This is a genomic window from Mesorhizobium sp. M0496 (genome assembly GCF_040321205.1).
In the GTDB taxonomy this organism is placed as follows: Bacteria; Pseudomonadota; Alphaproteobacteria; order Rhizobiales; family Rhizobiaceae; genus Mesorhizobium.
In genome coordinates this window covers 239,787-266,110 of sequence record NZ_JAMYRC010000002.1, presented here as the reverse complement: position 1 = coordinate 266,110, position 26,324 = coordinate 239,787, and the positions used below count along the sequence as shown (strand labels likewise).

31 protein-coding genes are annotated in these 26,324 nt (G+C 61.2%); 22 read left to right on the top strand and 9 right to left on the bottom strand.

Annotated features, from left to right (window positions below; translation table 11 throughout):
• Positions 1–35: 35 nt before the first annotated feature.
• The 8 genes from NKI73_RS04495 (at position 36) to NKI73_RS04460 (ending at position 10,495) form a co-directional block, all read left to right on the top strand.
• A complete protein-coding gene (locus NKI73_RS04495) occupies positions 36–1,292 on the top strand; it encodes a hypothetical protein (protein ID WP_352627645.1) in 1,257 nt (418 codons plus the stop codon).
• Positions 1,293–1,787: 495 nt separating this feature from the next.
• Positions 1,788–3,410, top strand: a complete 1,623-nt coding sequence (locus NKI73_RS04490) for a DUF2778 domain-containing protein (protein ID WP_352627644.1) — start codon at positions 1,788–1,790, stop codon at positions 3,408–3,410.
• Positions 3,411–3,539: 129 nt separating this feature from the next.
• The gene (uvrB, locus tag NKI73_RS04485) at positions 3,540–6,617 is read left to right on the top strand and encodes an excinuclease ABC subunit UvrB (protein ID WP_352627643.1); all 3,078 of its coding nucleotides are present in this window, start codon (positions 3,540–3,542) and stop codon (positions 6,615–6,617) included.
• Between the two features lie 127 nt (positions 6,618–6,744).
• Complete coding sequence (locus NKI73_RS04480; protein ID WP_352627642.1) at positions 6,745–7,650, top strand: DMT family transporter; 906 nt, start codon at positions 6,745–6,747, stop codon at positions 7,648–7,650.
• Positions 7,651–7,955: 305 nt separating this feature from the next.
• Entirely contained in the window at positions 7,956–9,482 is a 1,527-nt protein-coding gene (locus NKI73_RS04475) for an ABC-F family ATP-binding cassette domain-containing protein (RefSeq protein WP_352627641.1), read from the top strand.
• 87 nt (positions 9,483–9,569) lie between these two features.
• On the top strand, positions 9,570–9,848 hold the full coding sequence (locus NKI73_RS04470) for a type II toxin-antitoxin system RelE/ParE family toxin (RefSeq protein WP_352627640.1): 279 nt from the start codon (positions 9,570–9,572) through the stop codon (positions 9,846–9,848).
• Positions 9,849–9,875: 27 nt separating this feature from the next.
• Positions 9,876–10,184, top strand: a complete 309-nt coding sequence (locus tag NKI73_RS04465) for a HigA family addiction module antitoxin (RefSeq protein WP_352627639.1) — start codon at positions 9,876–9,878, stop codon at positions 10,182–10,184.
• Positions 10,185–10,321: 137 nt separating this feature from the next.
• On the top strand, positions 10,322–10,495 hold the full coding sequence (locus NKI73_RS04460) for a hypothetical protein (RefSeq protein ID WP_352627638.1): 174 nt from the start codon (positions 10,322–10,324) through the stop codon (positions 10,493–10,495).
• A gap of 16 nt (positions 10,496–10,511) precedes the next feature.
• Here the strand turns inward: NKI73_RS04460 and NKI73_RS04455 are convergent, their stop codons facing one another.
• Positions 10,512–11,126, bottom strand: coding sequence for a glutathione S-transferase family protein (locus NKI73_RS04455; protein WP_352627637.1), 615 nt, complete (start codon positions 11,124–11,126; stop codon positions 10,512–10,514).
• A gap of 243 nt (positions 11,127–11,369) precedes the next feature.
• On the opposite strand from NKI73_RS04455, the gene NKI73_RS04450 reads away from it, so the two are divergent.
• Complete coding sequence (locus tag NKI73_RS04450; protein WP_352627636.1) at positions 11,370–11,798, top strand: VOC family protein; 429 nt, start codon at positions 11,370–11,372, stop codon at positions 11,796–11,798.
• A 74-nt stretch (positions 11,799–11,872) separates the two neighbouring features.
• A complete protein-coding gene (locus NKI73_RS04445; RefSeq protein ID WP_352627635.1) occupies positions 11,873–12,226 on the top strand; it encodes a DUF1428 domain-containing protein in 354 nt (117 codons plus the stop codon).
• A 160-nt stretch (positions 12,227–12,386) separates the two neighbouring features.
• Here NKI73_RS04445 and NKI73_RS04440 read toward each other — a convergent pair whose 3' ends face one another.
• On the bottom strand, positions 12,387–14,021 hold the full coding sequence (locus NKI73_RS04440) for a tetratricopeptide repeat-containing sulfotransferase family protein (protein ID WP_352627634.1): 1,635 nt from the start codon (positions 14,019–14,021) through the stop codon (positions 12,387–12,389).
• Positions 14,022–14,207: 186 nt separating this feature from the next.
• Positions 14,208–14,432 carry a hypothetical protein gene (locus tag NKI73_RS04435; protein WP_352627633.1) on the bottom strand — a complete coding sequence of 75 codons (225 nt, stop codon included), beginning with the start codon at positions 14,430–14,432 and terminating at the stop codon, positions 14,208–14,210.
• Positions 14,433–14,762: 330 nt separating this feature from the next.
• Here NKI73_RS04435 and NKI73_RS04430 point away from each other — a divergent pair, with 330 nt between their 5' ends.
• From NKI73_RS04430 to NKI73_RS04405, 6 genes are all read left to right on the top strand, one after another.
• On the top strand, positions 14,763–14,969 hold the full coding sequence (locus tag NKI73_RS04430) for a cold-shock protein (protein WP_352627632.1): 207 nt from the start codon (positions 14,763–14,765) through the stop codon (positions 14,967–14,969).
• A 143-nt stretch (positions 14,970–15,112) separates the two neighbouring features.
• The gene (locus NKI73_RS04425; protein ID WP_352627631.1) at positions 15,113–15,382 is read left to right on the top strand and encodes a hypothetical protein; all 270 of its coding nucleotides are present in this window, start codon (positions 15,113–15,115) and stop codon (positions 15,380–15,382) included.
• Positions 15,379–15,627 carry a hypothetical protein gene (locus NKI73_RS04420; protein WP_352627630.1) on the top strand — a complete coding sequence of 83 codons (249 nt, stop codon included), beginning with the start codon at positions 15,379–15,381 and terminating at the stop codon, positions 15,625–15,627. The genes NKI73_RS04425 and NKI73_RS04420 overlap by 4 nt, the downstream gene beginning before the upstream one ends.
• A gap of 45 nt (positions 15,628–15,672) precedes the next feature.
• Positions 15,673–15,810 carry a hypothetical protein gene (locus NKI73_RS04415; RefSeq protein WP_164482279.1) on the top strand — a complete coding sequence of 46 codons (138 nt, stop codon included), beginning with the start codon at positions 15,673–15,675 and terminating at the stop codon, positions 15,808–15,810.
• Between the two features lie 98 nt (positions 15,811–15,908).
• Entirely contained in the window at positions 15,909–16,133 is a 225-nt protein-coding gene (locus NKI73_RS04410) for a hypothetical protein (RefSeq protein ID WP_352627629.1), read from the top strand.
• A gap of 38 nt (positions 16,134–16,171) precedes the next feature.
• Positions 16,172–16,699 (top strand): flavodoxin family protein, encoded by a 528-nt coding sequence (locus tag NKI73_RS04405; protein WP_352627628.1) that lies wholly within the window; start codon positions 16,172–16,174, stop codon positions 16,697–16,699.
• Here NKI73_RS04405 and NKI73_RS04400 read toward each other — a convergent pair.
• The 3 genes from NKI73_RS04400 to NKI73_RS04390 all read right to left on the bottom strand — a co-directional run bounded on the left by NKI73_RS04400 (position 16,692) and on the right by NKI73_RS04390 (position 19,058).
• Entirely contained in the window at positions 16,692–17,333 is a 642-nt protein-coding gene (locus NKI73_RS04400) for an MAE_28990/MAE_18760 family HEPN-like nuclease (RefSeq protein ID WP_352627627.1), read from the bottom strand. The genes NKI73_RS04405 and NKI73_RS04400 overlap by 8 nt on opposite strands.
• Positions 17,330–18,412: a GmrSD restriction endonuclease domain-containing protein gene (locus NKI73_RS04395; RefSeq protein ID WP_352627626.1), complete on the bottom strand. Its 1,083-nt coding sequence runs from the start codon at positions 18,410–18,412 to the stop codon at positions 17,330–17,332. The genes NKI73_RS04400 and NKI73_RS04395 overlap by 4 nt, the downstream gene beginning before the upstream one ends.
• 229 nt (positions 18,413–18,641) lie before the next feature.
• Positions 18,642–19,058, bottom strand: coding sequence for a Kazal-type serine protease inhibitor family protein (locus NKI73_RS04390; protein WP_352627625.1), 417 nt, complete (start codon positions 19,056–19,058; stop codon positions 18,642–18,644).
• A 503-nt stretch (positions 19,059–19,561) separates the two neighbouring features.
• Here NKI73_RS04390 and NKI73_RS04385 point away from each other — a divergent pair.
• The 3 genes from NKI73_RS04385 to NKI73_RS04375 all read left to right on the top strand — a co-directional run bounded on the left by NKI73_RS04385 (position 19,562) and on the right by NKI73_RS04375 (position 20,914).
• Complete coding sequence (locus NKI73_RS04385) at positions 19,562–19,774, top strand: cold-shock protein (protein ID WP_006202520.1); 213 nt, start codon at positions 19,562–19,564, stop codon at positions 19,772–19,774.
• Positions 19,775–20,090: 316 nt separating this feature from the next.
• Positions 20,091–20,303, top strand: coding sequence for a cold-shock protein (locus NKI73_RS04380; RefSeq protein ID WP_352627624.1), 213 nt, complete (start codon positions 20,091–20,093; stop codon positions 20,301–20,303).
• Between the two features lie 179 nt (positions 20,304–20,482).
• Positions 20,483–20,914, top strand: coding sequence for a BA14K family protein (locus NKI73_RS04375; protein ID WP_352627623.1), 432 nt, complete (start codon positions 20,483–20,485; stop codon positions 20,912–20,914).
• A 127-nt stretch (positions 20,915–21,041) separates the two neighbouring features.
• Here NKI73_RS04375 and NKI73_RS04370 read toward each other — a convergent pair whose 3' ends face one another.
• The 3 genes from NKI73_RS04370 to NKI73_RS04360 all read right to left on the bottom strand — a co-directional run bounded on the left by NKI73_RS04370 (position 21,042) and on the right by NKI73_RS04360 (position 23,174).
• Positions 21,042–21,680 carry an MBL fold metallo-hydrolase gene (locus NKI73_RS04370; protein ID WP_352627622.1) on the bottom strand — a complete coding sequence of 213 codons (639 nt, stop codon included), beginning with the start codon at positions 21,678–21,680 and terminating at the stop codon, positions 21,042–21,044.
• 137 nt (positions 21,681–21,817) lie between these two features.
• Positions 21,818–22,135: a hypothetical protein gene (locus NKI73_RS04365; protein WP_292189671.1), complete on the bottom strand. Its 318-nt coding sequence runs from the start codon at positions 22,133–22,135 to the stop codon at positions 21,818–21,820.
• Between the two features lie 145 nt (positions 22,136–22,280).
• Positions 22,281–23,174, bottom strand: a complete 894-nt coding sequence (locus NKI73_RS04360; protein ID WP_352627621.1) for a branched-chain amino acid aminotransferase — start codon at positions 23,172–23,174, stop codon at positions 22,281–22,283.
• A 249-nt stretch (positions 23,175–23,423) separates the two neighbouring features.
• Between NKI73_RS04360 and NKI73_RS04355 the strand changes: the two genes are divergently transcribed.
• Genes NKI73_RS04355 through NKI73_RS04345 form a run of 3 tightly spaced genes read left to right on the top strand, consistent with a single transcriptional unit; the run spans position 23,424 to position 26,128 of the window.
• The gene (locus tag NKI73_RS04355) at positions 23,424–23,957 is read left to right on the top strand and encodes a MarR family winged helix-turn-helix transcriptional regulator (RefSeq protein WP_352627718.1); all 534 of its coding nucleotides are present in this window, start codon (positions 23,424–23,426) and stop codon (positions 23,955–23,957) included.
• A complete protein-coding gene (locus NKI73_RS04350) occupies positions 23,944–24,663 on the top strand; it encodes a response regulator (protein ID WP_013530014.1) in 720 nt (239 codons plus the stop codon). The genes NKI73_RS04355 and NKI73_RS04350 overlap by 14 nt, the downstream gene beginning before the upstream one ends.
• Positions 24,664–24,712: 49 nt before the next feature.
• The gene (locus NKI73_RS04345) at positions 24,713–26,128 is read left to right on the top strand and encodes an ATP-binding protein (RefSeq protein WP_352627620.1); all 1,416 of its coding nucleotides are present in this window, start codon (positions 24,713–24,715) and stop codon (positions 26,126–26,128) included.
• Positions 26,129–26,324: the final 196 nt, after the last annotated feature.

The following is a 26,324-nucleotide window of genomic DNA, read 5'->3' as shown; positions in this document are numbered from 1 at the left end:
TATTTGCTCTGCGCGACAAATATTGGGGGGAAAAGATGACACGACTGGCAAGCCTGCTGACATCCGCTTTCATGCTGATTGTGCCGCTGTCTTCCGCGTCGGCGGCAATGCCCGAAGCGGCATCCGCTCTGTTCGAGGCGAAGACCGTGGCCGCGCGCGACAGCGCCCTGTCGACGCTGGAGGCCGCCGCGCCAAAAGACCCGGCATCAGCTTACGCCGCCGGCGCCGGCGAGTTCTTCACCGCGCTGGAGATCCTGGCCAGCGGCCTGCACCGTCATGGCTTCGAAAGCCCGCAATCCTTCGTGCTGCCGCTGATGCGGCTGCCGGTGCCCGACAATCCCAATCCCGAGCCGCTGACCTATGAGCAATTCCGCGCCATTCTGGTCGCCTTCCGCGACCGGCTGGAAAAATCGGCCGCCACCTTTGCGTTGGTGCCGGCGGACGCCGATATCGGCATGGCCATCGACCTCACCCATGCCGGCATCGACCTCAACGAGGACGGCACGATCGCGCCTGATGAAAGCATGGCGGCGATCATCGCCTCGTTATCACGCGGCGGCATCTCGTCGGACGACGCCGCCCCCACGCTCACATTCCGCTTCGACCGCGCCGATGGTTTCTGGCTGCAGGGTTATGCCGAGTTCCTGATGGCGCAGGCCGATTTCTGGCTGGCGCATGATTTCCGGAGCACTTTCGACGGCTCGTTCCACATGCTGTTCCCGCGCGCCAAGCTGCCGTTGCAGGATATTCTCGTGCCGCCGGCCGGCGACATGGGCAGCAGCATCTTCTCGTCGGAGTGGCGCATCGCCGATTTCATCTCGCTGGTGCATCTCGTCAACTGGCCGGTGGTCGAACCCGAGCGCCGGCAAGCGGCACGCCGCCATCTGCTGGAAATGATCCGGCTGTCACGCGAGGACTGGAAGGCGATCCGCGCCGAGACCGACAATGACCGCGAATGGCTGCCGGGACCGCAGCAGAAGGGCGAGAACCCACTCACCGGCCTCGAAGTCGGCGAGGAGCAGGTCCAGGCCTGGCTCGCCACCTTGACCATGGCCGAGGACCTCCTGGAAGGCCGCGTGCTGCTGCCGCATTTCCGCATTGCCGATAAGGGCATCAACATGAAGCGCTTCTTCGACGAGTCCAAAAACTTCGACCTGGTGCTGTCGATCACCGGCCCGGCCATCGCGCCCTACCTCGAAAGCGGCGAGATCGTCTCCAGCAGCGATTTCGACCAGATCCAGCGCCAGTTCGGCGGCGGCGGGTTCCTGACCTTTGCGCTGTGGTTCAATTGAGGGCGGTCGTCTCCGGCTGGGATTCTTGTGACCGGAGCGAGCCAGGCTCCTAACACGAGTCGATGGCCGTCCGGGGCGGCCGTCTGGGCGAGGAATTTGGGGCCGGACAGCGACAATTTGCCGATGCCATCGGCTTTTTCGGCCTCGCAAAATCGCCCTGCGATCACCGCGTGGCTCGCCGGACCTGCCTCTATCACAAATTGGCAAGGGCTGTTTTGCTTGACTCGGCTGTCAAAAACAGGCAGCAAAACCATCTCGGAGAGGCAACAACACCATTTTCCTGGCCGTGGACGAAGCCTGATTTGGCCCAAATCCACATCTCGTCGTTGGTTTTGAGAGGGATTAATTAACCAACTTTGTCCATATTTTGAAGCAATCGGCAACCAAAGACAGACGCGGCAAACGCGTCGGGGACCACCTGGGATCACTCACAGAATGGTCGTCGCGGCTCTCAAGGCCACGTACGGGGAAACCGGTTGGAGCAAGATTGGTTGCATGGCGTTGTTGAGTAAAAAAATTGTCGGGGACGAGCGTTGGGACGGCGTGACCGCCTGCGACGCGCCGCGTTCCTCTTCCTTCACCCCTGAACGGATCGTCCGCTGGGTCGCCGTGCCCGGTATCAGCGCTGCGGTTGGCCTGTGGCTGATCGGCACCATGGCCGGCCTCAGTTCCGTCGGCGCCTCGCTGTCGGCGACATCAGGTGGCCTTCCGCAGACCCTGTCGATGCCGGGATCCTTTGCCCTTGCCGATCCGCTCAAGCAGCATTTTTTGAGAGCACCCTTCGTACTTGCCAATGCCCATGGCGGCACGCAGGCCCTTCACGACCATGCCGTGCAGTGCGGCGCCAGCTGCTTCAAGCTTGCCCGGTTGAGCCCGCAGGCGGAGAAATCCGCGCGCCTTGTGGCGCAGGCAAAGCCCGTTCCCACTGGTGCAAAGTCGAAGTCGCAGGAGCGTTTCGAGCGCATGGAGGCGTCGCTTTCGCCAATGAAGCTCGCCGCTGCCTTTGCCGGCGTTGGAAAGCCCGTAGTCGTGGCCAACGCGCCGGTGCACCCTGTTATTCCCACCGTCGCGCCGCAAATTGCCGAGGCGTCGCTGGTGCCGTCCGTCCAGGTCATGGCCAGCCTGTCCGACGACATGCCGGCTCCGGCGGCCGAACGTTTCGCCCGGCTGGATACCGGCTCCGCTGTCGTGCAAACCGCGCCGCAACCGATGGGCTTTGCCCAGTCGGATTCGCAGACGCCGGATAATTCGCAGTTGGCGCTGGCCCTCGTGCAGTCGCTGCCGGTCGACGACGAGGCGTTTGCCTCACCGCTGCCGATCGAGGAATCATCGGCTGACGTCGCGGTTTCGCCTGTCGAAACCCAGCACGGACAACCTGGCGATGCTGCCTCGCTGCCGGACGCGCTCACCGACGATGTGCCTTTGCCGACCCGGCGCCCACAATTCGACGCACCGCAGCCCAAGGTTGTACAGCAGTCCAAACCTGTCCAGCAGCCGAATCCTGTCCAGCAACCGAAGCCGGCTCGCGGGACCGTCCAGCAAGCCCAGACTGCCCAACCGGCCAAACCGGCCCGGCAAGGACGGCCGGCCGATGGCGGCAACGTGCTGGCCTATGCCAAGCCGGACACGCCTTCGGGTGGCCTCGGCAAGGCTTTCAGGAACCTGTTCAACTCGCCAGGGTCCAGGAGCGGAGCCAGCAATGGCGTCGCCGTTTACGACATCAGCGCCGGGACCGTCTACATGCCTGACGGCTCGAAGCTCGAGGCGCATTCAGGCATCGGCGCCATGACGGACCAGCCGCGCTATGCCAACCAGAAGAACCGCGGACCGACACCGCCCAACACCTACAATCTGTCGCTGCGCGAGACGCGCTTTCATGGTGTGGAGGCCTTGCGCCTGACACCGGTCGATGGCCGCAACAAATACAATCGCGACGGCTTTCTGGCCCATACCTACCTGCTTCGAGGCCGCTACGGCCAGTCGAGCGGCTGCGTCGCCTTCAAGGACTATGCGCGCTTCCTCGCCGCCTACAAGAAGGGCAAAATCAAACGCCTCGTTGTGGTGCCGCGCCTGTCGTCTTCGCCGACGCAGGTCGCATCGGCCGCCCGGGGCGCGTAGTACCAACGGGCATTCGGCCGCATCTTTCGCGCCTGCTCCTGACAGCCTACTGTCAGGAGCCACGTTGTCCGGTTCGCCTCTCCCCACCGCGCTCTTTCCATTTTGGCCAGGAAATCCCATATTCGGGACATGGCCAAATCTCCCGATAAAAAAACGCCGCCGACGGCGAATGACGACCGCGCCGCGCCGAAGCGGCGCAGTCCGCTGACCGATTTCCTCCACGCTTCCGAGCCGCTGCACAAAGGCGGCTTCGCCGAGATGCCCCAGCCAGAGCTGTCGGGCACGCCGCTGTCCGGTTCGATCGCGGATTGGGCCGACCAGATCGAGCAGGAGGCCGAGAAGGAAGGCCGCGCCACAGGCAAAGGTGGCGGCGCCAAATCGCAGAAAAAGATTCCGGAACGCTCGTCTTCGCCCGGCCGCACCGCACGCGGCACCTCGATGGGTGGCGCGGCATCGGCGCGCGAACGCACGGCAGCCGGCCTCAATCCGGTCGCCGGTCTCGACATTTCGCTGGAAGACGCTGAGACGATGGCCTCGGGCAGCGTCACCGCGACGGTGGCAGCGCTGTCGGCGCTGATCGAATCCGGCAATCCGCTGCACAAGGACGGTGTGCTGTGGACGCCGCACCGCCCTGCCCGCCCGGAAAAGTCCGAAGGCGGCATCGCCATCAAGATGGTGTCGGATTTCGAGCCGGCCGGCGACCAGCCGACGGCGATCAAGGATCTGGTCGAAGGCGTCGACAACTACGACCGCACCCAGGTGCTGCTCGGCGTCACCGGCTCCGGAAAAACCTTCACCATGGCCAAGGTGATCGAGGAGACCCAGCGGCCTGCTCTCATCCTGGCACCGAACAAGACGCTGGCGGCCCAGCTCTATTCCGAGTTCAAGAAATTCTTCCCCGATAACGCGGTGGAGTATTTCGTCTCCTATTACGACTATTACCAGCCGGAAGCCTACGTTCCGCGCACCGACACCTTCATCGAGAAGGAATCCTCGATCAACGAACAGATCGACCGCATGCGCCACTCGGCGACGCGTTCGCTGCTGGAGCGCGACGACGTCATCATCGTCGCCTCGGTGTCCTGCATCTACGGTATCGGCTCGGTCGAAACCTACACCGCGATGACCTTCCAGATGCAGATCGGCGATCGGCTCGACCAGCGCGCTCTGCTCGCCGACCTCGTTGCCCAACAGTACAAGCGGCAGGACATCAATTTCGTCCGCGGCTCGTTTCGCGTGCGCGGCGACACGATCGAGATATTCCCGGCCCACTTGGAAGATCGTGCCTGGCGCATTTCGATGTTCGGCGACGAGATCGAGCAGATCACCGAATTCGACCCACTGACCGGCCAGAAGACCGGCGAGCTGAAAAGCGTCAAGATCTACGCCAATTCGCACTATGTGACGCCGCGCCCGACGCTGAACCAGGCGATCAAATCTATCAAGGAAGAGCTCAAGCACCGACTGGTCGAACTGGAGCGCGCCGGTCGCCTGCTGGAAGCGCAGCGGCTGGAACAGCGCTGCCGCTTCGACCTAGAGATGCTGGAGGCCACCGGCTCCTGCGCCGGCATCGAGAACTATTCGCGCTATCTCACCGGCCGCCAGCCGGGCGATCCGCCGCCGACCCTGTTCGAGTACATTCCCGACAATGCGCTGGTCTTCATCGACGAAAGCCACGTCACCGTGCCGCAGATCGGCGGCATGTATCGAGGCGACTTTCGCCGCAAGGCGACACTGGCCGAATACGGCTTCCGTCTGCCGTCCTGCATGGACAACCGACCGCTGCGCTTCGAGGAATGGGATGCCATGCGCCCGCTCTCCGTCGCCGTCTCGGCAACGCCCGGCGCGTGGGAGATGGAACAAGCCGGCGGCGTCTTCGCCGAACAGGTCATCCGCCCGACCGGGCTGATCGATCCGCCGGTCGAAGTACGCCCGGCCAAGAGCCAGGTCGACGATGTCGTCGGCGAAATCCGCGACACCACCAAGGCCGGCTACCGCACGCTGGTGACGGTGCTGACCAAGCGCATGGCCGAGGACCTGACCGAGTATCTGCACGAACAAGGCATCCGCGTCCGCTACATGCATTCCGACATCGACACGCTGGAACGCATCGAGATCCTGCGCGATTTGCGCCTCGGCGCCTTCGACGTGCTGGTCGGCATCAACCTGCTGCGCGAGGGCCTCGACATTCCCGAATGCGGCTTCGTTGCCATTCTCGACGCCGACAAGGAAGGTTTTCTGCGCTCGGAAACCTCGCTTATCCAGACCATCGGCCGTGCCGCCCGAAACGTCGATGGCAAAGTCATCCTTTATGCCGACCAGGTCACCGGTTCGATGGAGCGGGCGATGGCCGAGACCAACCGCCGCCGCGAGAAGCAGGTGGAGTGGAACGAAGCCAACGGCATCACCCCGGAATCGGTCAAGTCGCGCATCTCCGACATTCTGGACTCGGTCTACGAGAAGGACCATGTCCGCGCCGACATCTCGCAGTTCACCGACAGCGCCGGCGCCATGATGGGCAACAATCTGAAAGCCCATCTCGACGCCATGGAAAAGCAGATGCGCGACGCCGCCGCCAATCTCGACTTCGAGAAAGCGGCCCGCATTCGCGACGAGATCAAGCGGCTGCGCGAGATGGAACTGTCCATCTCCGAAGACCCGCTGGCCAAATACGCCGACATGGAAAGCCCGGTTTCGGGTCGCGAAAAGGGCAAGCACAACAAGGGCGTGGCCAAACATCGTACATCAGAGGAACAGGAGCGTTTTCGCAAGCTCGACCGAGCACGCGCCGCCGAAGAGGCCACCAAGGCTGCCCGTCCTAACCTCTTCCGCAAGCCTGATCTCGACGAGATGGGCGCCGATGGCGCCGTTCCGGTGAAGAAGCCGCTGTTTTCGAAGCCGTCGCTCGACGCGATGGGCCCGGGCACCGATATGCCAACGCCAGCGGGTGCGGTGTCACGCTCGCTGTTCAAGAAACAGTCGGCGGAAGAGGCGCATGGTTCCGATTTCGGCATCCCCGGCGACGCAACCAAACCGCTGTTCAAGAAGAACTCACTCGATGAGATGACCGTGCGGCGGACCGAGACGCCGATCGAGGGTGACAAGCCGGTCAAGCGTGAGCGCGCCGGCATTGGTTCGTATGAGGATCCTGGCGACGCCCGCCGTGAAAAGCGCCGGCCGGGGAAGACAGGCAGACCGGGACGGTAGGGCCTGGAGTCATACTGTTGACTGGCTGGACCACGCTCCCAGCCTTGTCAGTTGCCAGTCGAAGCGATACGGGCCACGGCAGCTTCGCCGCTCCCTACCGCAAGAAACTCCCACGGCCGCCCGCACAATGAAACCCACGGACATCGCCGCCTATATCTTCCTGGCCATCACCTGGGGCTTGTCGTTCCTTGTGCTGCTCAAGGTGGTGCACGCCTTCGGCTGGGTCGGCGCGGTCACCTTGCGCTCGCTGATCGCCGGCATCACGCTCCTGCTGCTTGCCGCCGCGACCCGACGCCGGCTCGATTTCAGCGCCGGCTGGCGGCGCTTCGCCGTTGTCGGCGCGACGACGGTTGCCGCGCAGCTTGTCGGCCTATCCTATGCCACCCCGCGCATCGGCACGGCGGTGGCGGCCATCCTTGTTGCCGCGATCCCGCTGTTCTCGATGATCCTCGGCCAGCTATGGGGGCTTGAGCGCATCACCGTTCGCGGGTTGGCCGGACTACTGCTCGGCGCCTTGGGCATCATCGTCCTGGTCGGTTTTCCCGCAGTGCCGATCACGGCATCCTTCGCTTTCGGCTGCGCCGCCTCTCTGTTCAGTTCCTTCTCGGCCGCTTTCGGCAGCAATTATGCAAACCGACATCTGCGCTCGGCCGGCTCGTGGGAACTCACCAGCGCCGCCTTCCTGTTAGGCGGCCTGATGACGCTGCCACTGCTTCTCGCCGTACCGGTGCCAGCGATGCCGCGCGCCATCGACTTCCTCTATCTCGCTGTCCTCGCCTGCCTGATGAGCGCGTTGACCTACATCGTCTATTTTCGGCTGGTTGCCAGTATCGGCGCGACGAGGACGATCAGCGTCGAATTCGCCGTGACCGTGATCGCGGTGTTGGTCGGCACCAGCATGCTTGGGGAGTCGCTGACCGTAATCCAGGGCTTCGGCGCTGTCGCGATCATCGGCGGCTGCATACTGGTGCTCGATCCGTTCCCGGGCCGGGCGAAAGCGGTAGTCTTGCCATCCGCCACGCCCTTGGTGTAGTCAGTCCGCACACTCGAACGTCTTGAAAGGAGGGCTCACGTGTTCGATTTTTCTCGTCACCATCGTCAGCGTGGCCCGATTTCTGCCCTGCGAGCTTGCTTGCAGGGCTGACCAGGGACGGTCCGGGTTTTCCCGCTTCGATTTTTTGGTCTGCCCTTCGTGGTGCCGCAACGCCGAGCCTGATGGCTGGTAGGCGCACCGTCAAAGTGCATTGAGCCGCTAGAGCATGATCCCGAAAAGTGGGAACCGGTTTTCGGAAAAGATCATGCTCCGACAAAGAGGCGGCCAAGACCAGAGAAATCAAAATGGCCCTGATCAGCCTCAAATCCCTCGGCGTCACCATGAGTGCGCCGCTGTTTTCCAACCTCGACCTCACCTTCGGCACCGGCGACCGGCTCGGCATCGTCGCCGCCAACGGCCGCGGCAAGTCGACCTTGCTCAAATGCCTGACCGGCGAGATGGAACCGACCTCCGGCGACATCACCCGCACGCGCGGCCTGCGCGTCGGCCATGTCGAACAGTCCGTTGCTCCGGCCCTTCTCACCCGCACGTTCCATCAAGTGGTCGCTGACGCCTTGCCGCCGGAGCAGGCCGAGAGCGAGATGTGGCGCGTCGACGTGGTGCTCGATTCGCTCGATGTGCCGGAGCCGATGCGCGAACGGCAAATGCAGGCGCTGAGCGGCGGCTGGCAGCGGCTGGCGCTGATCGCCCGCGTCTGGGTCACCGATCCGGACGTGCTGCTGCTCGACGAGCCGACCAACCATCTCGATCTGGCCCGGATCAGCCAGCTCGAAAGCTGGCTCAACACGCTGCCGCGCGAGGTGCCGGTGGTGATCGCCAGCCATGACCGCGCCTTTCTCGACGCCACCACCAACCGGACGCTGTTTTTGCGCCCGGAACAGTCGCCGGTGTTTGCCCTGCCCTATTCCCGCGCCAGGCAGGCGCTCGACGAAGTCGATGCCTCGACGGAGCGCAAGTTCCAGCGCGACATGAAGGTGGCACAGCAATTGCGCCGGCAGGCGGCCAAGCTCAACAACATCGGCATCAATTCGGGCAGCGATCTGCTGACGGTCAAGACCAAGCAGCTCAACCAGCGCGCGGAAAGGCTGGAAGAGGCGGCGGCTCCGGCGCATCGCGAGAAATCGGCCGGTGCCATCAGGCTGGCCAATCGCGGCACGCACGTCAAGGTGCTGATCACGCTCGACGACGCGGCGGTGGAAACGCCCGACGGCACGCTTCTGTTCCGGACCGGCAAGCGCCACATCTGCCAGGGCGACCGCATCGTGCTGCTCGGCCGCAACGGCGTCGGCAAGTCGCGCTTCGTTACCCTGATCCGCAATGCCATCGTCGAACCGGACACGGTGCCGAATGTGAAGGTGACGCCGTCGACCGTGCTCGGCTATAGCGACCAGGCGCTGTCCGGCATCAGCGGCGACGACACGCCGCTGGCGCTGGTCTCACGCCGCTACGAGGTCGGCGAGCAGCGCGCACGATCGTTGCTGGCCGGCGCTGGCGTGGTCATCGAGATGCAAGAGAAAAAGATCGGCGTTCTGTCCGGTGGCCAGAGGGCACGGCTGATGATGCTGGCGCTCAGGCTCGCCAATCCCAACTTCTACCTGCTCGACGAGCCGACCAACCATCTCGACATCGACGGCCAGGAAGCGCTGGAAGCCGAGCTGCTGGCGCATCAGGCAAGCTGCGTGCTCGCCTCGCACGACCGCTCCTTCATCCGCGCTGTCGGCAACCGCTTCTTGCTGATCGACAAGCGGCGCCTGATTGAAGTCGAAGATCCCGAGGAGTTCTTCCGCTCGGTGGCCAAGGCGGCAGGATGAGGCCCACGGACCATGAAGGGCGACTGGCGTGTAAATTATTTGCTTACAGCCTCTTGATCTGTGTAAGCAATCTGTTTACATATATCAATGATCAAGTCCTTCAAGAACAAGGCGCTATCGGACCTCTTTCAAACCGGAAAAACCGGCAAGATCGACGCCAAGATGCACAAGCGCATTCTTGTCCGGCTTGACCGCCTGGAAGCGTCAGAGAAGCCGGAAGAGATGAACCTCCCCGGCTTCGATTTCCACCTGCTGAAAGGCTTCGATCCCATCCGTTACACGGTCCACGTCAACGGCCCGTGGTGCATAACATTCGAGTTCGACGGCAAGGACGCCGCCCGCGTCGATTTCGAGCAATACCACTGAGGCGGCCAGATTGGAGACGTTAGACTTATGACTGTGCACGAGCCGACGCGTCCTATTGAGCGTTGTCCCTCCCACCCGGGAGCGCTGCTTGAGGACATTATCCCGGCAACTGGAAAGACCAAGGTGGAAATTGCAAATCTGCTCGGGATCTCCCGGCAGCAACTCTATGACATCATCCGCGAAAAGAAGTCGGTTTCGCCGGCTGTGGCCGCTCGCCTCGGGAAGCTGTTCGGCGACGGCGCCGCGATCTGGCTTCGAATGCAGGCGGCTTTCGATGCCTGGCACGCGGAGCGTGAAGTCGATGTTTCAGCCATCCCAACGCTCAAGGTTGCGTAGGCGCCGCTCGGCAGCGCCTGAATAAGATATCAAACGCTGCCAGCAAAAATTTTCGACCGTCTGTCGGATGACCGCCACGCGCCACGTCCTTGGGATGCCGACACGATGATGCCGGCTTCAACCGAGGAGAAAGCATCATGTTCACCCTGTCATCCATAGGTCGCGCTGCCACCCGTTACGCGCAGGCTCGCGCCCGCTATCGCAGCGAGCGCGCCCTCCTTTCACTGCCGATCGAACTGCGCAAGGACATCGGCTGGCCCGAAATCGTCATCGATCCGCAGAACGGCCCTCGTATCTGCAGAGCACCCTGATCGAGGCGCCCGCTGATCAGTCATGCGTATCGCCCGAAAGCGGCGTCGCCTGCATCGATACACGCTTTTCGAAAGCCTTGAACCAGCGCATCAGTCGCGCCCGTGAGCGAAAAGGCGGAAGGTGCCGGAACGCCATCCAGGACAAGGTGGTGGCGAGCGCAATATGGCCGACATGGAGCGGTGCCTCGTCGTCCAGCATGCTTTCGATCCAGTCGTAGCTCGCCTCGATCTTTTCGCGGAATCCGTCGGCAAGAGCACTGTAGCGCAGCTGTTCGGGTCGCCTGTCCGTCTCCCAGCGCAAGCCTATGCCTGTCTGCGCGAGGCCCTGGGCGACCGACTGCAGCCGCAACGCCTGCCAGCGCGCCTCGCCGTCTTGCGGCAGCAGCTTGCGGCCATCATGCAGCGTGTCGAGATAGGCGCAGATAACATCGGAATCGAAGATCGGCGACGCGTCGGGCCGCAGCAGCACCGGTACTTTGCCGAGGGGATTTTCGGCGTAGACGCGGGCATTGTGCAACGTCGGACTGGTCTCGTGATGAATGACCTCGAGCCGATCGGCAATACCGACCTCATGAGCGAAGACGAGCGCCTTGCGCGCGAAGGGTGAGTGGGTCTGATAGTAGAGGATCATGGTCGCCTCAGGAGTTGAGGAAGCATCGGATGATCCACCTGTTCTAGACCGGGAGCTGCGAGAATTGCGCTCTGATTGCGGGGCGTCGGCGCAAGTTCATTTCACGCCTCTCGCTCAAGCCCGCCGGTTGCCCGGTCCGTCCAGACACAGCCTTCGAAGAAAATTCGAGGCCATGTAGGATCGCCGTCATCTCATGCGTCCTATGTCTCGCAAGGCCAAGCCAAACGCAAAGAGGAGCAAGACATGACTGATCAGACCCCCGTTCAGCCCGCGGCCAAAGTGCTCGGCGGATTGACCCCTTATCTGCAGCTGGATGGCGCCTTCAAGGCCGCCGAATTCTACAAGAAGGCCTTCGGCGCGGAGCAGGTCTTTGCCTATCCGGCGGACGAAAAAGGCCGCACCATGCACATCCATCTCCACATCAACGGTTCGACGCTGATGCTCTCCGATTTCTATCCCGAAAACGGGATGCCCGCCGTCAAGCCGCAAGGCTACACCATGCAGCTCCATCTCGGCAGCGACGACATCGATGCCTGGTGGAAGCGCGCCGTCGATGCCGGCTGCGAAGTCGCTGTGCCGCTCCAGGTCATGTTCTGGGGTGACCAGTGGGGCAATATGCGCGACCCGTTCGGCGTCGAGTGGGCGATGAACGCGCCGACGAAGAAAGCCTGATCTATCGCCAACGGCCAGGTCCCTCACCGGCTGGCGCCGGTGGGGCGCTTTGAACTTCCACGAGGAGACCCACAATGTCCTATGTCGATGGCTTCGTGCTTGCCGTACCCAAGGCAAAACTCGACGACTACAAGAAGCTGGCCAATCTCGCAGGCCCTATATGGATGGCACACGGCGCGCTCGCCTATGTCGAATGCATCGGCGACGACGTACCCTATGGCGAGGTCACGTCCTTCCCGCGTGCCGTGCAGGCCAAGGACGACGAGATCGTCGTCTTCGCCTGGGCCGTCTATGAATCGCGGGAGAGCCGCGATGCCGTCATGGCCAAGGTGATGGCAGATCCGCGTTTGAAGGCCGATTGGGAGAAAATGCCGTTCGACGGCAAGCGCATGATCTTCGGTGGCTTCAAGCCATTCATAGAGCTGTAGGCCCGCACACGAAATACTCCAAGCGCGTCGCGCGAGTTCCTTTCGCGCGGCGCTTCCATCGCTTCGTCATCCTATGGCGGAGCCAGGAGCGAAGCGACGCGGCGCAGACCATGGGATCCATGCCGCGACGTGGCCCTTCGCCTAAACTGCAACCAGGCCGCTAATCCAGCCTATCCAGCAGCGGCTTCAGCCGGTCGCCATAGCGCTTCCACAGATCGACCGAGCCCTGATACATCGGCTGGCGCACCTGTGCGGCGGAAGCCGTTCGCACCGGCCGGTCGGTCTCGTGGAAGGACAGCGCCGCATCGTCCCAGGGCAGGCCGAGATGGGCGATCAGCGCCCGCGTCTGGCCTTCCTGGTCGGCGACGAAATCCTCATAGCGCACATCATGCACGACGCCTGGCAGCACGGTGTGCCAATGCGCCATGATATCGGTGTAGAGATTGTGGAAATCGGCGAGTTCGCCGAGATCGTAGCCATAGCGATGGCTGTCGCCACGGAAATGCACCTTGTAGATCGACAGGCAGGTGGCCGCCGCATCGCGTGCGCAATGGACGATCTTGGCCTTCGGCAGCATCAGATGCAGGAAGCCGATCAGCAGGAAGTTGCCCGGCATCTTGTCGGTGACATGCTTGAAGCCGGGATAGCGGCCGTGCAGCATGTCGAGATAGGCCTCGCCGGCCTCGGCAAAGGCCTTGTCGGGCATATCGGCGATCCCTGCCGGGAACCCGCCCTTCATGGTCAGGGGAAACTGCCTGCCGACCGCCGTTTTCAGGATGCTGAGCTCGCCCGCGCCGTAGATCTGGGGATGGCTGGCGATGATCTGCTCGACCAGCGTCGTGCCCGAGCGCGGCATGCCGACGACGAAGATCGGCGTGTCGTCGCTGATTGAGCTGGGCTTGTGCTTTTCGAAGAAGCCGGCATCGAAGGTTGCCTTCATCGCCTCGAACTCGGCCCGCGTCTTGGCCTGGTCGTAGTCGATGCCCTTGCGGCGGATCGCATTGCCTTCGGCGAAATAATCGAAGGCCCGGCCATAATCCTTCAGATCGTCATTGGCCTTGCCGAGACCGAAGGACAACTGCATGCGCGCCAGGCTGTCTTGCGGCGCCTTGGCATGCTGAGCCTCCATGCTGGTCAATTCGCTATCACGTTCCTTCTGGCGCTTGACCTGCGTCAGCATCAGCCAGGCTCTCGCCATGCCGGGATCGACCGCCAGCGCTTGCCGGAACAGGTCGGCCGCTTCATCGAGCTTGCCCTTTTCCATCAGCCCGACGCCGAGCCCATGCAGCAGGTCGCCATCCTTGGGCCGGATCGCCAGCGCTTCGCGGAAGACGGCGAGCGCCTCGTCCAGGCGCCCCGCTTCCTGCAGCGTTTCGGCAAGACCGATGCGGGCGCGGGCGTGGAAAGGGTTGCGCCCGACCGTGCCGCGATAGATCTCTTCGGCGCCCTCGAACTGGCCGAGTTGCTTCAGCGCTGAACCGAGATTGTCGCGCGCCGCCAACTGATCGGGCCGCAGCGTCACCGCCTTGCGGAACCAGTCGACGGCTGCAGCGACCCGGCCGAGGTCGCGCAGCACCGTGCCGAGATTGTTTTGAAAATCCGGATTGCCGGGCTGCAGGTGCACCGACTGTTCGATCAGGTCCAGTCCTTCGGCGCTGCGCCCGGTCTGGTGCAGCAGCAACCCGAGGAAATGCGCGGCGGCGGCGTGATCGGCCTTCTGCGCCAGCACCTGCCGGTAGATCGCCTCGGCCTCTTGCCGGCGCCCGGCTTGATGCAGCTGCAGCGCTTGCTGCACACGCTGGTCAAGCCCCAGCGGTGGCTGTCCTCCAGCGCCAGATCTGGCTCCCGTGCCCGCCGCTCGTCTCTGATCTCTGTTGATGGGAAACCTGCCGTGTTTTGTCCGCCTGTGGCGATCTAGGCCATCGGCGCGGCAGGTTCAAGGCTTCGCTTGGGGTCCAGCCCTTCCCATCGGTGGCGAAGGTCAGATCAGGCGGTTGGTCTCGGCGACCTGTCTGGCCCGCCTCACGGTGCCATCGGTATCGGCGATCGTTCGCCTTGCCGCCTCATCGCTTCTGATGGTCAGGCGTGCCGACTTGACGATCATCGGCTTGCCGGTCGGGCCGGCGGCACCGGCGTGTATGTTGGTTGGCTTGATGATCGGGTTGATCGCTACGGTCGTGCCTCTCGGGGTTTTGACGGAAACCATGTTTTTGTCCTTTCCGGGGGAACAAATAAAATGCAAATGCCGGGAAAATCGACCCAGCGTAAATTTAAGCATTTTTTTGAAAGCCAATGAGCCATATCAGGATTTTTCAAATAATTATAGCGATCTATTTTTTTGCTGTCGTCCGAGCTCTTCATGAATCTTCTTGAACAATCAGCCCTATCAGCCTATATAGACAGGATCGTTTTGGGCCAGAATTGGCATCTCGCGGCGTCAGAGGTTCTCGACCCGCCAATCTCATTCCAAATCATCGATACCGGGCGCGCGGCCTATTCGCTCCGCGGCCATGTCTCATTCTTTCGAAAGACCCACATGAACACCGGAACCGTGAAGTTCTACAATGGCCAGAAGGGCTTTGGCTTCATTCAGCCAACCGATGGCGGCAAGGACGTTTTCGTCCATGTCAGCGCGCTGGAGCGCGCCGGCTTTCCCGGCCTCGCCGAAGGCCAGAAGCTACGGTTCGAGTTGGAGCGCGACACCAAGGGCCGCGAGTCGGCCGCCAGTTTGCAATTGATCTGATCCGGCCGAATTCGATGAACGCTGACCACGGATGTACTGGCAGCTCTCGAAAGCGGCTTCCTTCCAGCGACTGCCGGAAATAGGAAAGCGGGGCTCGTCCCGCTTTTTTGCTTTCAGCACCGCTGCTTTGCATAGGTAAGACAATGCCGGACCGCACCACCCACTCCATCGTGCATTTCGCGGCACCTTTCGTGCTCGGCGGACTGGAAGGGCAACTGCCGGCCGGCGACTACGACATCGATCACGACGAAGAGCTGATCGAGGGCATGTCCCGGCTTGCCTGGCGCCGCGTCGCCACCTTCATCCATCTGCCGGCAAGGGCAGTGAAAAACCCGCCCACCAGCCAGCTTGTCGCCATCGATTACCTCGAACTCGAAACAGCGCTGAAGCGCGACAGGGAGAATGCAGCATGATCCGTTTCCAGCAGAATGCGCGCCCGCGCACCGACACGCCCGCGCACCAGTTTGCGATCGGTCAGACCGTGCGCATGAAGAACCGCACCGGCCTGGTTCAGAAGACCGCCGAACTGTTCCAGATCAAGAGCAGGCTGCCGGTCAAGGACGGCTCGCCGCAATACCGCATCCGCAGCGAGCAGGAGACCCATGAGCGGGTCACCACCGAAGACAATCTCGAACCGGCCAACGACCCGGTCGTCTGAGACCCCACCGCAAAGCCGAGCCAACACGCAACAGGAGCACACACCATGTCCAAGGGTCAACAGCGAAGCAACCGCGAGACGCGCAAGCCGAAAAAGGACAAGGTCGTGGCCAAGCCCGCCTCCCCGTTCGGCTCGTCGGTCAAGCAGGCCGAGAGCAGCCTGAAGCCGAAATCGAAGGGCTGACAAACTGGAGGGCGCGCCTCGTGCGCCCTCTCCGCTGTGTGAGGCGGCGAATTGACTGACTGAGAAGGCCCACGCAATGCTCTGCCACGGAGGCGCGCTTGAACTTCGTCATCGAGTTCTACCGGTCGCGCGACGCCGACGAAGCCACGCTCGACAAGGTGTCGCTGGAAGCGCCGAACCTGCGTGCCGCGCTGCAGGGCGCCACCGCGCTGTTCCACACGCTGGCCATGCCGCAAATCCCCGATCGCCTGCGCATTTGCGACGACGATGGCAGCGAGCTTTACGCTGGCCCGGCCGACGGGGCGTATCCGGCAGGGGTGTGAGGAGCGCCGCGCACTTCCACAGAGTTCTCCCCAAACGGTTGGACGCAATCCTCCCGCGCAACCGGGCCCACGATCATAACATCAGGCTCGGCGTTTTCTCCGACATGGGTAAGGGCGACGACTGGCCGGAGCTGTGCGAGAAGATCGTCACCGCCGACATCTTCATCCTCGGCCTGCCGATCTGGATGGGCCAGCCATCGAGTGTCGCCAAGCGCGTCATGGAGCGCATGGACGCCTTTCTCGAGGAAACCGACGGCAAGGGCCGTATGCCGGCCGCCGGCAAGGTGGCGCTGGTGGCGATCGTCGGCAACGAAGATGGCGCCCATCATTGCCACGCCGAATGCTTCGAGGCGCTCAACGATGTCAGCTTCACCATTCCGGCCAATGGCGGCGTCTACTGGGTTGGCGAGGCGATGGGCGACGTCAACTATGTCGACTTGCCGAAGACCCCGAAGAAGGTCGCCGTCATGATCGAGATGGCCGCGTCAAATGCCGCCCATCTGGCCGCCCTGCTGAAGGGCAAGGCCTATGTCGGGGTAGGGAACACGAGCTCATCATCTAGTTGAGATAAGATTTTAACACAGCTCCATTCTCCAAATCAGTTTTTAGCGTACGCATTATCTCAATCACAAGATCAATGGCTTCCACGATCTCCGCCTCATCCGACTGAAGGAATTCTCCATGGGCGACCTTATTTCTCTTCGCGACTATAATTTCATCGATAAAATTCTTTTTGGTCTCGTAGTACGTCATGTCGAGTCCGCAGACATAGGCGATCTCAGAGAAAACGTCATAGTTAAGATTTCCGACGTGTGAGAGACGACCAAATAGAGAAATTTTAGGCTTCTCATCAGCAAGTTTTTTCACCAACTCTGAGCCTTCGTGCCAAAGTTTGAATGATCTCTTCGACCCAACAATGTCGTCAAATTTCGCCTTAAGCATCGGGCCCATAAAGCAGCTCTTCAAATCCGACATCTTTGCGACTTGGTCGGAAACGAAACTTCCATAATGGTCGGCAACCGTTTTTACAAACCCTTCCCAGTGACAATAAATGATAGGGATCGCCGCCCGCCGAAGGCATTTCCTATGTTCTTCATGGCCAGATAGAACAAGTCTCTTAAAAATCGATATCTCTTTAATTCTCCAAGAAAATTCATTATCCATCAACTCAGAAAAATGATAGATGCTACGGACTTTCATTGCTGAAAGAATTGTTCCGCCGAAGCGAAAATTAGATTGCTCAGACGCTGGGTACCTCGAACACCCGCACCAGTATTTTGCTCAATTTGAGGGTGATTTGGAATATCATCTATCCTCTGCCGAACAAAATCCACATCGTCGCCACCCCGATTAATATATTTTGAAACACCCAAGCATATAAACTCGTAGTATGCCAAAGAGAACCTATTATTCTTTTCAAAAGCTTCAGATTCCTTAGCTTGCCAAATTATATCAAATGCTCCACGAATAACGTTCAGCTCTGCATCTATATCAAAGGCAGAATTTTCACAAATTGCAATGGAGCTCTTGTCAAGATATTCGTGAACGTCAAGCCTACTGTTGTATGGAAAATTCCTATAGACAAGTATCCTAAGAACAAGCTCCGTAAGATACTGTCGAGACTCCCTAACCCCACCAACCGGAACCATCTCCGTAAAATTGTCATCCTGTGACAAGTTGCGCAGAGATATCAAAAGCTCAGGACGTAGAGAGAAAATTATACAATTCCTAATTTCCTGCTCAGATAGATTTGAGCCGCCCGTATTCAGCCTTTGAAACAGCTCAAACTTAACTGTTGCGTCCGTTTCAGGCCCAAGTATTTCTACACGGACTCTCGACCTCTTAATCGTAAGTTGATGCGCTGGCGACAACACATCTACCGGCAGATTGGCGCCATCGATATCTTGCTCTTCTTTTGTCGGCCATCTAACTCCAGTTAACGAGGGCAGGAGATTAGTTCCATCGCACACAAAAGAGGCCTCCTCCCGCAAAATACCAAGGAATTGAAGAAGCGTGGAGACCCGCTGCAACCCATCAACAAGTTCCCACTTACCATTAGGCCGCGTGAAAACAAATATCGGCGGGATTGGGATATTCAAAAGAAGAGATTCTATAAATCTCGTTTTTTGCGTTTCTTCCCAACGGAAGAGTCGCTGATACTCAGGATTAATTACCAGCTCATCCTTCTCATACAATGTCGATATCTCACCAAACGACATATCATATCCGTCACGATAGATAAGTTTTCGCGCCGAGGATATTTCTTCTGCTAAAGGCATGCTCTTCTCTCTATCAAAGCTAAAAATTCGTCAGAAGGGTCCACAGAGATTTTCACCATAGAGGGTGCCCAAAAATAGCAATTGGATTGGGCTTTGCTTTCGGCAACCAAGTCAGTCCGTTTTCCGATATTCCCAGATCAATGGCTCATCAGCAAGAGGCCACATAATACCTATCTGCCTCGGCGTTTGCCTTACGCCAATTCTCCCACCGGATAGGGAAATGAGAACCTCAGCACGGCCCGTCTTCAACGACGCGATAGTCCGCGGCGCGGGCTTCGCAGGAATTGGGGAAGGTACGCGTCTCGCCGTGCCGGCGCGCGCACACCGGCGCATATTCGCGGGTGCAGAACGTCTGCTCTTCGCCGCCACCACCGCCACCGCCACCGCCGCCACCGTCGCGGCACGGACCGTCGCGCACGATGCGATAGCCGGCCCGGTCGGCAAGGCAGGCATTGGCGAAGGTCTGGCGGTCGCCGCCGCGGCGGGCACAGACCGGCTCGTACTGCTTGCTGCAATATTGCGGTTCGGGCCGTGGCGGGCGCGGCCCCGGTCCGTCATCGACCACGACCGTGCAGGCGGCAAGAATTGCCGACAGCAACAGGATGACAAAACCCTGCCGCGAAAAGATTGCCGCCAGAAATTTCATGATGATCTCCCACGATCGCGTCCCCGGTTGCCGATCCTCGCCATTCCCTTGCCAATTGCAACCCCCGTTTGCAGCCCTTTCAGCCGGAAACGGCGCCTGGGCCGTGGTTGGCGACAGCCTCCTCGGCCACCTCGACATCTGGCCCATTCGTGGCCCGGCTCTGGCCGATGACCCCGCCGGCAAGCAAGCCTATGCCGAGCCGATCGATGTTCAGGTCAGTCGATCCATGCGTCGGGATGCGCCAATGCGGCGGCCCGCGGCGCTATCTTGCAACCATCACGTTTCCGTGCGATAAATTCCGTGTTCGGGCATTTGCGACCCGGAGAGCGGAACGTTTTGGACGACCTTTCCCCGATACTGTGAATCTCTGACGGCCCCGTTTTCGGCGGGGGGTTTTGACCATGCGCCAATGCATGACTGCCGAAGCAACCACCGGGAACTGCCCTTTGCGCCAGGCGGCGGGCAGGACCACCAAAGACTGAACGGGTGAAGGAGTTTCCCCAATGGCCCAGACCGGCACCGTTAAATTCTTCAACGCGACCAAAGGCTTCGGTTTCATCACGCCCGATGGCGGCGCCAAGGATGTGTTCGTCCATATTTCCGCGATCGAGGCCTCCGGCCTGCGCACGCTCGTCGACGGCCAGAAGGTCACCTTCGACGTCGAGCCGGACCGCATGGGCAAAGGCCCCAAGGCCGTCAACCTCCGCGCTGCCTGAGCCATCGGGACGTCCCTCGGACGCGCGACGGAGGCTCCAATGCCTGAACCTGGCTTGGAGAGGGATCTGAATTTTGAAAGGCGCGGCGATATTCGTCGCGCCTTTTTCGTGCCGAAGACGCAGACCAATGCATGTCGCCCAAAAGTGGCCGATTCGGGGGAACGATATGCATGAAAACAAGGATCTGAGGCGCGCCGTGACGCCCTTTGGCTGCCCGCAAAACTTTCTCTTGCCGATGACGCTAAAATAAAGGACAAATTTCCACTCGGGCATTTGCCGGCCCGAGACTGGAGTTTATGGGACAAAGGAGCTTCCCATGCCGCAGACCGGCACCGTCAAATTCTTCAACCATGCCAAGGGCTTCGGCTTCATCACGCCCGATGATGGCGCGAAGGATGTTTTCGTCCATATTTCAGCCGTGCAGGCGTCAGGTCTTTCCGGTCTCGAGGATGGGCAGAAAGTGTCATTCGACACCGAGCCGGACAAGCGCGGCAAGGGTCCGAAGGCCGTCAACCTGTCGGTCGGCTGAGCCGGCTCGGCGACGGCAAGCAGTTTCGCTCCCTTGAGAGCGTGTGATCCTTGACGCCTGTTTTTGAATCAACACGTCGAAATCCGTTCAGCCCCCGTTCAGCCACGGTTGCATATTAGTCTTTGGTAAAGCCGGACCGCATCCCCGAAACTGCACGGGCCGGTACGAAGGAGACCAAGATGAACCGAATTTTCAAGACCGCCGTCCTGTCCGCTGCGGTGGTCGCCACCACGCTTTCGGCCTTGCCCGCCGCCAACGCACGTGACTGGCACCGTCATCATGGCCATCACGGCAACGGCGATGCCATTGCCGCCGGCGTGCTCGGCCTCGCGGCCGGCGCCTTGATAGGTGGCGCATTGGCCAATGACCGGCCGCCGCCCGACGCTGACCGCTACTACGATGACGGTTACTATGATCGTGACGTCGTGGTGCGCCCGGCTCCTGTCCGCCGCTACTATGCGGAGCCGCGGGTCGTCTACGCCGATCGTTACGCCGAGCCGTGGACGCGTGATTGGTACGAATACTGCTCGGACCGCTACCGCACCTTCAATTCCCGCACCGGCACGTTCACCGGCAATGACGGCGAGCAGCATTTCTGCACGGCTAACTAAGACCAAGGGCTTCCCTGCCCCAAACAAAAAGCGCTGACCGCGAGGCCGGCGCTTTTTTTTGTTTGTAGCATCGCCTTTGAAGCCGCCCGATATTCGCAGGCCGGCCTCACCTGAATATCAGCACAGCCTAGACCAGGAACGGATTGGTACGCCTCTCCTCGCCGAAGCGGCCGCCGGGACCATGGCCGCAGATGAAGCCGATATCGTCGCCGAGCGGCAGGAGCTTGTCCTTGATCGAGGCGATCAGCGCCGCATGGTCACCGCCCGGCAGGTCGGTGCGGCCGACCGAACCGCGAAACAGCACGTCGCCGACATGGGCGAACTTGGCCGCGCGGTTGTAGTAGACGACATGGCCGGGGGCGTGGCCGGGGCAGTGCAACACCTCGAACACATGCGAACCGAACGAGACGGTCTCGCCTTCGGTCAGGAACCGGTCGGGCACGCAGTTGCGCGCGCCAGCGATGCCGTAGCGCCTGCCCTGGTTTTCAAGGTTGTCGAGCAGCGACTTGTCGGCCTCGTGCGGGCCGATGATCTCGACTCCGAGCGCTTCCTTCAGCTCCATGGCGCCGCCGGCGTGGTCGATATGGCCATGCGTTATCCAGATCGCACCGGCTGATATCGCATTGTCCTTCAGCGCCGCCAGCACCTTGTCGATATCGCCGCCCGGATCGACGACGACACCATGCTTGTCGTCCATGTCGAACAGGATGGTGCAATTCTGCTGGAACGGTGTGACCGGCACGATGCCGGCATTGAGCTGACCCATGATCGTCCTTTCGCTATGCCAGCGGTGATGTAGAGATGCGAGTGAAGGGCGTCCACCCTTCGAAAGACGAACAGTCAGTAGCCCTAAAACGGAAATGGGCGGCCGAAGCCGCCCATTTGAAAAGACCGAATGGCCGCTTACTTCTTCATGGCGCCCATGACCGCACCGAGAATGCCGGTCAGGATCGCGCCGCCGCCGGCGCCGCCGACGATGTTCTGCAGGTTCAGCGCGCTGCCGAGACCGCTCGTTGCCGCCGCAGCCGCAGCCGGATCGACCGCACCGCCGCCGAGCAGGCTGCCGAGGATCGCCGCACCGCCGACGCCGCCAATGGCTCCGCCCAGGATTTTGGGAAGCTGACCCATCGCCGCCGTCTTGAGCGCCGCACCGACCGCCTGACCACCGATGATACCCGTAATCACCTGTATAATGATCGGAAGAAGCGTGTTCATGTCCATATGATTAGTCCCTCCATAGCTGCCAGCCTCCCAGGCCGACAGCATCATGAGACGCCGAATTGGACGAAAGTCAAATGCAAGAATGCTTAAATAAAAGGGGCGGCCCTAAAACCGCCCCTGCTTGCTAAAAAAGCTGTGACTATCGTTATTCTGCGGCGATCGCGTGCTTGGGTTGAACGGCGGCAGAATAGTCGTTCATAAGGTTTTTGGCAATTTCACCGACCTCGAATCGGTAAGGTCCGATCTCCGAAACCGGCGTCACTTCCGCCGCGGTGCCGGTCAGGAAGCATTGCTCGAAGCCCTCCAGTTCTTCCGGCAGGACGGCGCGTTCGATCACCTCCAGGCCGCGATCCTTGGCCAGCCCAATGACCGTGCGGCGGGTGATGCCGTCGAGGAAGCAGTCGGGCTTGGGCGTGTGGATCTTGCCGTCCTTGACGAAGAAGATGTTGGCGCCGGTCGCTTCCGCGACCTGGCCACGCCAGTCGAGCATCATGGCGTCGGCATAGCCCTTGGCCTCGGCGGCATGCTTGGACATGGTGCAGATCATGTAGAGGCCGGCGGCCTTCGATTTGGACGGTGCGGTGCGCGGGTCCGGCCGGCGCCATTCCGCCACGTCGAGGCGGATGCCTTTCAGCTTCTGCGCCGGATCGAAATAGCTCGGCCACTGCCAGATGGCGATGGCGCAGTTGATGCGGTTGTTCTGCGCCGAAACGCCCATCTGTTCGCTGCCGCGCCAGGCGATCGGCCGGACGTAGGCGTCCTGGAAATCCTGCTTCTTCAGAAGCGTGGTGGAGGCGTCGTTGAGCTCGGCCACCGAATAGGGAATCTTGAAGCCGAGCAGGCGCGCCGATTCGTGCAGGCGCTCGGTGTGTTCGTTGAGCTTGAAGATCTCGCCGCCATAGGCGCGCTCGCCCTCGAAGACCGCGCTGGCGTAATGCAGGCCATGGGTCAGCACATGGACCTTGGCCTCACCCCATTGGACGAATTCGCCGTTCATCCAGATGAAGCCATCCAGTTGATCGAAGGGAACGGATGCCATGGTAACCTCCCGCGGGCGGCAGCCCGCATAGTGTTGTATCGTTGTGTGTTTCGTGTCGGTCGCGCAAAGCGGCCATTTGTGCTGGAGCGTAAGCGGATAATTGCGCTCTGGCAAACTCAGGAAGTTCCGGAAAAACCGGCTTGCCTTGCCTTTTCGTTCGCAATCCGCCCAAAAGCTTGTCAAAAATTACCATTGCAGGGAAATTACGTCAATAGTACTGACATAATCTCTCTTTCCCATGGAGAAATGATGACGGATCGAAGCCACGCAGCCGGGAAACCGATCAGGACCGCGATCACGGACGAGGACGGCATCGACTTCGCCATCATCGAACTGCTCTTCTTCGCCTATCGTGACTTCACTTCCGATCCGGATCAGATCCTGGCCGATTACGGCTTCGGCCGCGCCCATCACCGGGTGCTGCATTTCGTCAACCGCAGGCCGGGCCTGACGGTCGCCGAACTGCTCGACGTTCTGAAGATCACCAAGCAGAGCCTGGCCCGCGTGCTCAAGCAATTGATCGACACCGACCATGTCGTGCAGTTGCAAGGTCCGCGCGACCGCCGCCAACGCGAGCTTTATCCGACGGCCAAGGGTCGTGCGCTGGCGCTGGCGCTGGCACGGCCACAGTCGCGCCGCATCCATGCTGCATTGGGAGATTCCGGAATAACCGAACGGACCTTGGTGGAACGGTTCCTCGAAGCGATGGTCGATCCGGAACTGAGGGCGCAGATCGACGTGGGGTCCGCAAAAATGTCAGGGAAAAACCATGGAGAGCACTGAACGGGTCGATCACGCGGCCGCACCGGACGACGACGCGCCGCATTTGCTTGTCGTCGACGACGACACCCGCATCCGCAATCTTCTCAAGCAGTATCTGACCGAAAACGGCTTTCGCGTCACCGTCGCCGGCAATGCCGGCGAAGCCAGGCGCAAGCTCGCCGGCCTCGACTTCGACCTTCTGGTGCTCGACGTCATGATGCCCGGTGAGACGGGCGTCGATCTGACCAAGTCTCTGCGCGCCGAAAAGAACGTACCGATCCTGATGCTGACAGCGCTGTCGGAAACCGATAGCCGCATCAGTGGGCTGGAGGCCGGCGCCGACGACTACCTGCCAAAACCTTTCGATCCGCGCGAGCTGATCCTGCGCATCAACAACATCCTGCGCCGCGGTGGCCCGGCGACCACCCCGAAGGTCGAACAGCTGGTTTTCGGCCCCTACACCTTCCAGATCGCCAGGCGCGAATTGAAGCGTGGCGGCGAGGCGCTGAAGCTGACCGATCGCGAGCAGGAGATCCTGGCGATCTTCGCTGCGCGAGCAGGCGAGACGATACCCCGCCACGAGCTCGTTGGCGACGATTCGGAAGTCGGCGAGCGCACCATCGACGTCCAGATCAACCGGCTGCGCCGCAAGATCGAGCGCGATCCGTCCAATCCGGTCTGGCTGCAGACCGTGCGCGGTATTGGGTATCGGCTCAGCGTGGAATAGAATGCCGCCTGCGGCCGGCTGAACGGCTGCGGGCAAGCGAAAAGAGCGGATGGCAACCACGGAACTGGAACAGCCGGGCAATGGCGGCTTGAGCGCACGCGCGACGCGGACGCTGAAGGCGGTGCCGCGCGCCTGGAACCGGTTCTGGCGCCTTGTTTCGCTGTATATGCCCAAGCGGCTCTATGCCCGCTCGCTGATCATCGTCATCGCGCCGATGATCCTGTTGCAATCGGTCGTCGCCTTCGTCTTCATGGAGCGCCATTGGGCAACCGTGACGCAGCGCCTGTCGCAGGCCACCGTGCGCGACATCGCCGCTATCATCGACCTGATCGAGACCTATCCGCACGACGCGGACTACACCAACATCATCCGCATCGCCCAGGACCGCATGCAGCTCAAAGTCGACCTGCTGCCGCCCGATCCCTTGCCGCCGCCAGGGCCCAAACCCTTCTTCTCGATCCTCGACGATGTTCTCTCGTCCGAAATCACCCGCCAGATCAACCGTCCGTTCTGGATCGACACGGTCGGCAATTCCAACATCGTCGAGGTACGCGTCCAACTCGAGAACAAGGTGCTGCGCGTCTTCGTGCGCCGCAGCCAGGCCTATGCCTCGAACACCCACATCTTCCTGATCTGGATGGTCGGCACCTCGCTGGTGCTGCTGATGATCGCCATCCCCTTCCTGCGCAACCAGATCCGCCCGATCCTGACACTTGCCGAAGCCGCCGAAAGCTTCGGCAAGGGCCGGCCGATGCCGCGCGATTTCCGGCCGCGCGGCGCCGAGGAGGTTCGCCGCGCCGGCTTTGCCTTCATGCAGATGCGCGAGCGCATCGAACGCCAGATCGAGCAGCGCACCGCCATGCTGACCGGCGTCAGCCATGACCTCAGAACCATCCTCACCCGCTTCAAGCTGCAGCTGGCGCTGGCAGGCGGCAAGGCCGAGACCAAGGCGGCCCTCGACCAGGATATCGACGACATGCAGTCGATGCTCGAAGGCTATCTCTCCTTTGCCCGTGGCGAGGCTTCGGAAGATGCCGGACGGTTCGATCTCGAGGCCTATTTCCAGAAACTCGACGAGGAAGCCAGGCTGCGCAAGCGCAAGCTGTCGACGACGCTTGCCGGCGATCCCGATGTGCATGTGCGGCCGAACGCCTTCGCCCGGCTGATGTCCAACGTCATCGGCAACGCCTTCCGCTATGCCAAGACAGTGGAGGTCAACGCCACCCATGGCCGCGGCTCGCTGCTGGTCACCATTGACGATGACGGCCCGGGCATTCCGGCCGACAGGCGCGAAGACGTGTTCAAGCCCTTCGTGCGGCTCGACGAGGCGCGCAACCTCGACGCCAGCGGCACCGGGCTCGGCCTGTCGATTGCCCGCGACATAGCCCGCAGCCATGGCGGCGACATCACCCTGGACGACAGCCCGCTCGGCGGCCTGCGCGCCGTCATCAAGGTTCCAGCATAGCGGAGTATGATCCCGAAAAGTGGAAACCGGTTTTCGGACGAGATCTTGCTCCACTAAAACACGGGCTTCATCCGCCCGTCATGAAACCATGGTCAAGAGCGCAAATGAAGCGCGCGACCTCTATTGATTCGGCCTTGCCGCCTCACTTCGACCCCTTGCCCGCCCGGGTGCGCTGGAGCGAAGTGAGGGTAGCCTG